Genomic DNA, 8,634 nt, shown 5'->3' with positions numbered 1-8,634 from the left:
GGGTGGCTGTTGGGGGCCGCGTGGTTCCTTGGGATGATGAGTCACCCGGTGCAGGGGGGCATCGTCAACTCGCTCGGGCACGCGGTGGGTGGGCGCAACTTCGAGACGTCCGACAACTCACGCAACAACCACCTGGCTGCGTGGCTCATCCTGGGCGAAGGCTTCCAGAACAACCACCACCGCTATCCAGGGTCCGCCTCGTTCTCGTACCACCTTCACGAGGTGGATCTGGGCTACGGGGCGTGCGTGCTGCTGGAGAAGCTGGGGCTGGCCACCATCCAGCGCGACTACCTCATCCCCCGACCCCCGCGCGAGCAGACGGTCGGCGCACAGGCCCGCCCCGGAGCGCCCGGGTAGGACGCGGACCTCCTCAACGTGCGGTGCCGAGGAGCCCCGCGATCCGGCGGAACACGGCGTGCGCCTCCGGCGTGAAGGTGGCCCCCATGAACACGTGGAACCCTCCGCGTGTCTCGTGCAGTTCCACCTGACCTCCCGCGGCCGTGACCTGGTCACGAAGCCGGCGAGCGTCCGGCAGGAAGAGGTCGTCGGTGCCCTGTTCGATGTGAATGGGTGGCAGGCCCCCGAGGTCCGTGAAGAGCGGGCTGAGCAGCGGGCCGCGCGGGTCCGAGGACCCCGCCCACCAGCGGCCCCATTCCACCAGTTCGGCGGCCCGGAGCATGACGTCGCGAGGCTCCACCGCCGCCACCTCCGGATGGGACATCGTGAGGTCCAACCACGGTGCGAACAGCAGCAGGTGGCCCGGCAGCGGGAGGTTCTGGCTCCGGAAGTGCAGCGCCTGCGTGATTGCCAGGTTGCCTCCCGCCGAGTCACCGCAGAGCACGATCCGGCCCGGGCTCACGTTGCGCAGGACGTCGCGGTAGACCTGTTCGAGCAGGCGGAAGGCCTCGGTGTACGGATGCTCGGGGGCGAGGGGATAGAGGGGCACGGTCACCATCGCGCCCGTCTCCCGGATGAGTCGCTCGATGATGTCCCAGTGCGCGCCTTGAAGCGGATTCACGAACGCGCCGCCATGCGTGTAGATGACGTGCCAGCCCGAGGCTCCGGCCTTCGGGGTCAGCGTGTACACGACCTGACCGAGCACGCGCTCCTCGCGGACGTCACATCGCTTGCGCAGGGAGTGTCCGAGGGGTGCTGGCGGCGGGTACTTCCTGCCTGCGTACTCGTGCCGGAGCTGGGCGGGGCCGCGAGTCTGTCCTCGGCGTGTCCGCAGCACGGCGGCGGCCAGCCGCATCCGCAAGCTCATCCCACCTCCGCGACATCCTGCGTGGAGGGGGTGGCCGGACGTACGTGCGAGGAGAACCGCAGGTGCGGGTCCACCACCGGGCCCTCCCGGAGCAGCCGGGTGTCCAGGTGGTAGTCCATCGACATCACCCAGGGGGCGTGGTCGCTCTGCCGGGGCAGGGTGTCGAGTGAGCGCTTCACGTAGCCGGCGGCGAAGTCGATCAGCGGCCGGGTGGGCATCGCCGGGTCGCTCAGCTCGGGACGGCAGATGGTGTGGCCGTGCGCATCCATGTGCGCGAGCAGGCGGCAGAAGTGCTCGCACAGCAGGCCGACCTTCAGCGTCCATGACGCGTTGGTGTAGCCGATAGCGAAGGCGAAGTTGGGCACCCCGCTGAGCATCATTCCCCTGAAGGCCACCGTGTCGGGCAGGTGCACCGGTGCTCCGTCAACGGTCAGCGCGATGCCGCCGAGCGCCTGGAGGTTCAAGCCCGTCGCGGTGACGATGATGTCGGCCTCGAGCTCCCGGCCCGACTTCAGCTGGAGGCCTTTCTCGGTGAAGGTCTCGATGTGGTCCGTGACCACCGAGGCCCGGCCGCTGGAGATGGCCTTGAAGAGGTCCGCGTCCGGCACCACGCACAGCCGCTGCTCCCACGGGTTGTAGGGCGGGTTGAAATGCTCGTCGACCGGATACCCCTTCGGAAGCTCCCGGGCGTTCACGAAGCGGATGAAACGCCGGGCGGCACGCGGGTAGCGATGGGCGAAGCGCCAGATGAAGCGTTGCACGGCGATGTTCTTGCGTCGCGTGAGCGCGTGGGCCCACGTCTTCGGCATCAGCTTCCGCGCGAGCTTCGCGAACAGGTCCTCGGAAGGGGCGGGCAGGATATAGGTGGGCGTGCGCTGCAGCATCGTCACATGCGCCGCCGCGTCCGCCATCGCTGGCACGAGGGTCACGGCGGTGGCGCCACTTCCGATGACGACGACGCGCTTGCCCGTGGAGTCCAGGTCCTCGGGCCAGTGCTGGGGATGGAGGATGCGGCCCTTGAAGCGCTCGGTTCCCTCGAACCGGGGCGTGAACCCCTGGTCGTAGCGGTAGTAGCCGCTGGCGCAGAACAACCACCGGCAGGTGAGCTTCAGGCGCTCGCCGGTGTCGCTGCGCTCGACATCAACGACCCAGTGGGCCTCCGTGCTGGACCAGGCGGCGCCGTGCACCTTGTGGTGGAGGCGGATCGCACGGTCGATTCCGTGTTCGGCCACGGTCTCGTGCAGGTAGGCGAGGATGGCGTCCGCGCTGGCAATCGACTTGTTGTTCGTCCATGCCTTGAACTCGTACCCGAGCGTGTGCAGGTCCGAATCGGAGCGGACGCCAGGGTAGCGGAAGAGATCCCACGTCCCACCGGTCGCCCCCCGGGCCTCGAGAAGGGCGTACGACTTCGATGGGTGCTCCCGTTTCAGATAGCAGGCCGCTCCGATCCCCGAGACACCCGCTCCGACGATCAACACCTCGACGTGTTCGGGGAGGTCTGCGGCGCGCGTGAGGGACATGGCGGGCTCCGTTGCCGGGTCGGGGTGGGAGGCGTCCCGGCGGACGCCCTGCCTGAAGGATGGTGAGCCGAGGACGTCATTGCGACCCTTTTTTGAGCCGGGCGAGGCTTCGCCTGGGTGACATCGGGCGCCCAGACTTCTCGACGTTCGCGCCAGCCCGTGCGAGCGTCGTTGCCGTGACGCCCTACGACAAGATCTTCGAGAACAACCAGCGCTGGGCCGAGGAGCAGTTGCGCTCGGATCCGGACTACTTCGCCAGGCTCTCCCAGTCACAGCAGCCGGACTTCCTGTACATCGGATGCTCCGACAGCCGCGTCCCGGCGAACCAGATCATGGGGCTGGCGCCCGGTGACGTGTTCGTGCACCGCAACGTCGCCAACCTGGTCAACAACGTCGACCTCAACGTGATGTCCGTCATCAACTACGGCGTCCGGCACCTCGACGTGAAGCACATCGTGGTCTGCGGCCACTATGGCTGCGGCGGCGTCCAGGCGGCGATGCAGCCCAAGGACCTGGGCATCCTCAACCCCTGGCTGCGCAACATCCGCGACGTGTACCGCTTCCATAAGCTGGAACTGGACGGCATCACGGATGAGGCGAAGCGCTATGACCGGCTGGTGGAGCTCAACGTCCTGGAGCAGAGCATCAACATCATCAAGACGGCCGCCGTGCAGAAGTCCTATCTGTCGAAGGGCTATCCCATCGTGCACGCGTGGGTGTTCGACATGCGCAACGGCATCATCAACGACCTGAAGCTGGATTTCGTGCAGACGTTGCACAACATCCAGGAGGTCTATGACCTGACGAAGGATTGAGCTCCGGAAGGGGAACTCCCGCTCCTCCTGGGCTGCCGTCAAATCCGCCCGCCCCATGCGCTTCTTCCTGACCCTTCCGGACGGCCGCCACTTCGCGCTGGAGAAGCCGGTGGTCTCCGTGGGCTCCGAACCCGCGTGTGATGTCGTCCTGTCCTCTCCCGGCGTGAAGGCCAGTCACGCCCTGCTGTTCCGGGACGCACGGGGGTGGACGGTGTCCGCCGCCAGCCCTGGTTGCGACGTGCGCGTTCGCGGCAAACGCGTGGACCTGTCGCCCCTGGCTCCGGGTGACTCCTTCGTCATCGGTCGGGCCACGCTCACGCTGGGGGCTTCCGAGGAACTCCGGTCGCATCTCCAGCCAGATACGACGCCGTCCTCCCGTCTGCTGCCGGTGCTGACCGACTTCGCCTCCCGGCTGCTCGTGCAGCGTCCTGCTTCGGAGTTGCTGGACGTCACCCTTCGCGGCATCGCGGACGTGACGTCCTCGGACGTGGGCTTCCTGGTCTCGGTGGAGGGCGACCGGCGTCAGGTGGTGGCCTCCACCGGCTCCGTGCCCGCCGCGGTCGTGGTGGACAGCCTCGTGGATCAGGTCGTGGCGTCAGGGGCTCCCGTGCTGGTGCCCGATGTCGCGGTGGAGGCTTCCCTGGCCGGTGCTCCCAGCGTCCTGGCCCTGCGCCTCACCTCCGCGCTGGTGCTGCCCCTTCGCGCGGGCTCGGCGCCCCTGTGTGCCGTGTACCTGGGCCGACGGGTGGGCAGTCCTCCGTTCGCCTCTCGCGACCTGGAGGAGGCCATGGCCCTCTCCTCGCTCGCGGCGCTGCTGCTGGCCACGTCTCGTGAACTGACCGAGCTGCGCTCGCAGGTGGACAACCTCACGCAGCGCATCGCCGCGGCCACCTTCGAGGGACTCATCGGTGAGTCACCCGCCATGCGCTCCCTCTACCGACAGATTGAACGGCTGGGACCCACGTCCCTGCACGTCCTCATCCAGGGCGAGACGGGCACCGGCAAGGAGGAGGTGGCCCGTGCGCTCCACCGCCGCAGCGGTCGGCGGGGACGGCTTGTCGCCATCAACTGCGCGGCGCTTCCTGAATCCCTCATCGAACGGGAGCTGTTCGGCCATGTGCGCGGGGCGTTCTCCGGCGCTGGCGCGGACCGTGCGGGCCTGGTGGAGGCGGCGGATGGCGGCACCCTGTTCCTGGACGAAATCGGGGACATGCCCCTGTCCCTCCAGTCCCGCCTGCTTCGCGTCGTCCAGGAACACGAAGTGACCCGGCTGGGCGAACACCGGCCCCGCAAGGTCGACATGCGCGTCCTGTCCGCCACGCATCAGCCCCTCAAGGCGCTCGTCGCCCGGGGCGCCTTCCGCGAGGACCTGCTCTTCCGCCTGGAGGAGGTGCGCCTGGAGGTGCCCGCCCTTCGCGAGCGCGGTGATGACGTGCTGCTCATCGCCCACCATGTGTTGAAACAGGAGGGCGGTCGCGCTCGTGGCTTCACCCAGAAGGCCACCGAGGCCCTTCGCGGGCATCCCTTCCCGGGCAATGTCCGCGAGCTGGTGTCGCGGGTGCGGCGTGCTTCCATCCTGGCTTCAGGGGAGTCACTGGGCGCCGAAGACCTGGACCTGGGGGCGGATGCGACGCCGCTGTTGCCCCTGGACGCGGCCCGGGACGCCTTCGTGCTTCGCTACGTGCGGGAGGCCATTGCTCGCAGCGGTGGGAGCAAGAAGGACGCGGCTCGGGCGCTGGGCATCGGCCTGCGTTCGGTGTTCCGCTACCTGGGCGAAGAGGACTGAGGCGGTCCGTGCGGCCCTGGCGTTTGCTCCTGAAAATCCCGGTCCCTAGACTGCGCTCGCGATGACGGGCGAACTGCTGGCCGGCCGCTACCAGTTGGAGCAGGAGCTGGGGCGAGGGGGGATGGCGACGGTCTTCCTGGCCCGCGACCTCCGGCTTTCCCGCCGCGTGGCCGTGAAGGTGCTGCATCCAGGCCTGGACCCGGGCCTCGCTGAACGCTTCCGCAGGGAGGCGGAGGTGGTCGCCTCGCTCAAGCACCCGAACGTGCTGGAGGTGCATGACTTCGGCGAGGACTCCGTGCGCGGTCCCTTCCTTGTCTGTGAATGGGTTCAGGGGGAGAACCTGCGCGAGCTGGCGCGACGGCTTTCCCCCGTGCCTCCCGAGGTCGCCGCGCTGCTGGGGTGGGAGCTGGCCCGGGCGCTGGAGGCGGCGCACGCGCGCGGCGTGGTGCACCGGGACGTCAAGCCGGAGAACGTGCTGGTGGCGCTGGGTGGCCCGCTGAAGCTGGCCGACTTCGGCATCGCCGCGCTGGCGGATCAGGCGCGGTTGACCAGCACCGGCGCCGTCATCGGCTCGCTGGCGTACATGGCGCCCGAACGCATCGATACCGGTGCCTGGTCCCCGGCGTCGGATGTCTTCGCGGTGGGCGTGGTCCTGTTCGAGTTGTGCGCGGGAATGACGCCGCACTCGGGGGCAGGGAGCGCGCGGTTGGCCGTCTCCGTGATGACTCGCGATGCTCCCTTGTTGTCGGAGGTCGTGCCGGGCACTCCCGAGGTTCTCGGTGCGCTGGTGGCGCGGTGTCTTGCCCGGGATGCTCGCGACCGACCCCGGGATGGCGCGGAGCTGACCGTGGGCCTGGAGGAGGTCCTTCGCTCCCTGGTGGGCTCCCCCTCCGAGGCTTCACGGGCCTTCTTCGTGGCTCCGGAGGACGTCGCCTCTGGCTGGCGGGAGGCTCGGTTTCAACGGCTGCTGGGTGAGGGACGCGCGCTGCTCGCGGCGGGGCAGGGTGCCCAGGCGGCCCGGTATCTCAATGTCGCGCTGTCCCTGCGGCCCGGTGCTCCGGAAGTGCTGTCGCTCCTGCGGACGCGCCCCAGGACGAGGCGGACCCGTGTGCTTGTCGGGAGCGCCCTGCTGAGTGGGCTGCTGGTGTCCGTGGGCGCGTGGGTGGCCCTGCGGGAAACCACGCAGACGCCTTCGGAGCGCGCCACGGTGGTGACGGACGTAGCACCCACGCCTTCGCCGCCTGCCTCTCGTTCGAATGTGACGGTGCCAGAGCCGGATGCTCCACTTCCGGCACGAAGCCCTCCTGGCAAGATGACTCCGGGCGGTGCGGAAGTGCGACCAGATGCGGTTTCTTCCTCCGCCCAGAAACCCCGTGTCGTGCCTTCCCGCAGACTCGCGCCTCCGCAAACCTCCAGCGCACAGGCTCCCTTGCCACCGGCAACCGCGACGGTCCCCACGTCGGATCCGTCACCGGCACCTGCCCAGGGCTTCGCGACGCTGACCGTGGTGACGCGCCCCTGGGCCGAGGTGTTCGTGGATGGCCAGAGCCGGGGCTACACGCCCCGCATCCGCGAGGTCCGCCTGTCCCCTGGCACGCACCGATTGCGCTTCGACAACCCCCTCTGCGAACCCGTGGAGGAGGTCCTCCAGGTCGCGGCGGGAGAGACCGTCTCGCGAAACCTCTCACTCCGGGTCCTCGATGCGGAAGTCACCCTCGTCGCTCCCGTGGCCGCCCGCATCTTCGTCGATGGGGTGGAGGTCGGCGTGGCGCCCCTTCGCGGGCCGTTGAAACTCGCGCATGGTGCGCATGTCCTGTCGGCCCGGGGACCTGGAGGCCTCGTGCTGAGACAGACGGTGGACGCGGTGGCCGGCACGCGCACGACGGTGGTGCTGGGAAGCCCTTCGCGCTGAGGCCCGTCGCTACTGTGGGACCGCGTACACCAGCAGCATCGACACACCGTTCTGGTTGGTGGGATTGAAGCTCCCCACCGGGGCGACCCAACCGCAGCCGCCGTAGCCACGCAACTGGGCCACCTGGTTGTTCTCACTGAACGTGAACGAGCCGGGTTCGGAGTTGATGCCACCCCGGCTGAGCTGCCCCGCACCCACCGCGAACGGTGTCCCTCGCAGGTCGATGTTGGCCAGGCCCGTCCGGCTGCAGCCCATCGCCGCCGCGTATGGCATTGAGGTCACCGGCTGCTTGTTCACGTGCAGCAGCGAACCGGCGGACGTCGAGAAGGTCTGGTCCGCCGTCTCCACGCGCAGCGTGATGGGATTGATGCGAAGGCGCGTGTACGTGGTCCGCACATCGGTGCCCGGCGAGTTCCCACCCGCTGTGTATTGCGAGTAATTGAATCCATCCCCCGTCCGCACCAGGGACAGGTATTCCAAAGGCGTGGTGGCCATGTCCCGGCAGTAGGCGGTCCAGGGCTTGAGCGGATCGCGGTTGAAGAACAGCGTCTGGTCGCCGTCCTGGGCCTCCGGGTGGGCCGTCTTGATGTCCTGGCAGGTCGCGGGCCGGTCGCCCAGGCGGTACTGGAGCTGGAGCTGGCCGCCGTTCTGGTTGTAGGGATTCACGATGCCCGGGAGGCCCACGAAGCCGCAGTAGCCGCCTCCCGCCAGGCTGACGACCTGCTCCATCTCGCTGTACGTGGCGCCAGTGCCCGCCATGCTGCCGCCCCAGGGCACGAGCTGGCCCGCGGGCACCACGAACGGCGTGCCCCGCAGGTCGATGTTGCCCTGCGACAGCGTCCGGTTGCAGGACATGGCCACGCCGTAGGACATGGATGTCACCATGTCCGGGCTGTGCCGGAGCGACCCCGTGGAGGTCGCGAAGGTCTGGTTCGCCGTATCCACCTTCAGCGTGGTGGGGTTGATGCGCAGCCGGGTGAAGGCGGTCCGCACCGTGGTTCCAGGCGAAGCACCCCCCGCGGTGTATTGTGAGAAATTGGCGCCGGCCTCCGTCCGCGCCAACGTGAGGAATTCGGCGGGCGTGCCGGCCATGCCATGGCAATACACGGTCCAGGGGGCGGAGGCGTCACCTGAGACATACAGCGTGTAGTCGCCGTCCGGCGCCTCCGGCCAGCCGTTCTTGATGTCCTGACAGGTCATGGGCCGGGTCTCCTGGGCCTGGGCACGCACCGCGAAGGCCGTCTCCTCGCCCGTGCCACAGCCGGTGGCGAGCGCGGCCAGGCTCAAGGCCAGCGCAGGCCCTCCACGACGGCGGAGCGGGGAGGAGGGGATGACAG

At 68.8% G+C, this 8,634-nt stretch carries 7 protein-coding genes; 4 read left to right on the top strand and 3 right to left on the bottom strand.

Annotation, left to right across the window (positions count from 1 at the left end):
- Positions 1-357: fatty acid desaturase (locus D7X74_RS36025; protein WP_233602406.1), on the top strand; the 357-nt coding region annotated here is incomplete at its 5' end.
- Positions 358-370: 13 nt separating this feature from the next.
- Here D7X74_RS36025 and D7X74_RS36020 read toward each other — a convergent pair.
- Together D7X74_RS36020 and D7X74_RS36015 are read right to left on the bottom strand one after the other, a co-directional pair.
- On the bottom strand, positions 371-1,264 hold the full coding sequence (locus D7X74_RS36020) for an alpha/beta hydrolase (RefSeq protein WP_120537516.1): 894 nt from the start codon (positions 1,262-1,264) through the stop codon (positions 371-373).
- Positions 1,261-2,784, bottom strand: a complete 1,524-nt coding sequence (locus tag D7X74_RS36015) for an NAD(P)/FAD-dependent oxidoreductase (RefSeq protein ID WP_120537515.1) — start codon at positions 2,782-2,784, stop codon at positions 1,261-1,263. Before D7X74_RS36015 ends, D7X74_RS36020 begins: the two co-directional genes overlap by 4 nt.
- A 176-nt stretch (positions 2,785-2,960) precedes the next feature.
- Between D7X74_RS36015 and D7X74_RS36010 the strand changes: the two genes are divergently transcribed.
- The 3 genes from D7X74_RS36010 to D7X74_RS36000 all read left to right on the top strand — a co-directional run bounded on the left by D7X74_RS36010 (position 2,961) and on the right by D7X74_RS36000 (position 7,297).
- A complete protein-coding gene (locus tag D7X74_RS36010) occupies positions 2,961-3,599 on the top strand; it encodes a carbonic anhydrase (RefSeq protein ID WP_233595959.1) in 639 nt (212 codons plus the stop codon).
- Positions 3,600-3,654: 55 nt separating this feature from the next.
- Complete coding sequence (locus D7X74_RS36005; protein WP_120537513.1) at positions 3,655-5,385, top strand: sigma 54-interacting transcriptional regulator; 1,731 nt, start codon at positions 3,655-3,657, stop codon at positions 5,383-5,385.
- A gap of 61 nt (positions 5,386-5,446) precedes the next feature.
- The gene (locus tag D7X74_RS36000; protein ID WP_120537512.1) at positions 5,447-7,297 is read left to right on the top strand and encodes a serine/threonine-protein kinase; all 1,851 of its coding nucleotides are present in this window, start codon (positions 5,447-5,449) and stop codon (positions 7,295-7,297) included.
- A gap of 9 nt (positions 7,298-7,306) precedes the next feature.
- On the opposite strand, the gene D7X74_RS35995 is transcribed toward D7X74_RS36000, so the two are convergent.
- Positions 7,307-8,634: GON domain-containing protein (locus D7X74_RS35995; RefSeq protein WP_120537517.1), on the bottom strand; the 1,328-nt coding region annotated here is incomplete at its 5' end.

Origin of the sequence: Corallococcus sp. CA047B, assembly GCF_003612065.1 — a bacterium.
Classification (GTDB): Bacteria; Myxococcota; Myxococcia; order Myxococcales; family Myxococcaceae; genus Corallococcus; species Corallococcus praedator.
This window is presented reverse-complemented; position numbering and strand designations above follow the sequence as displayed.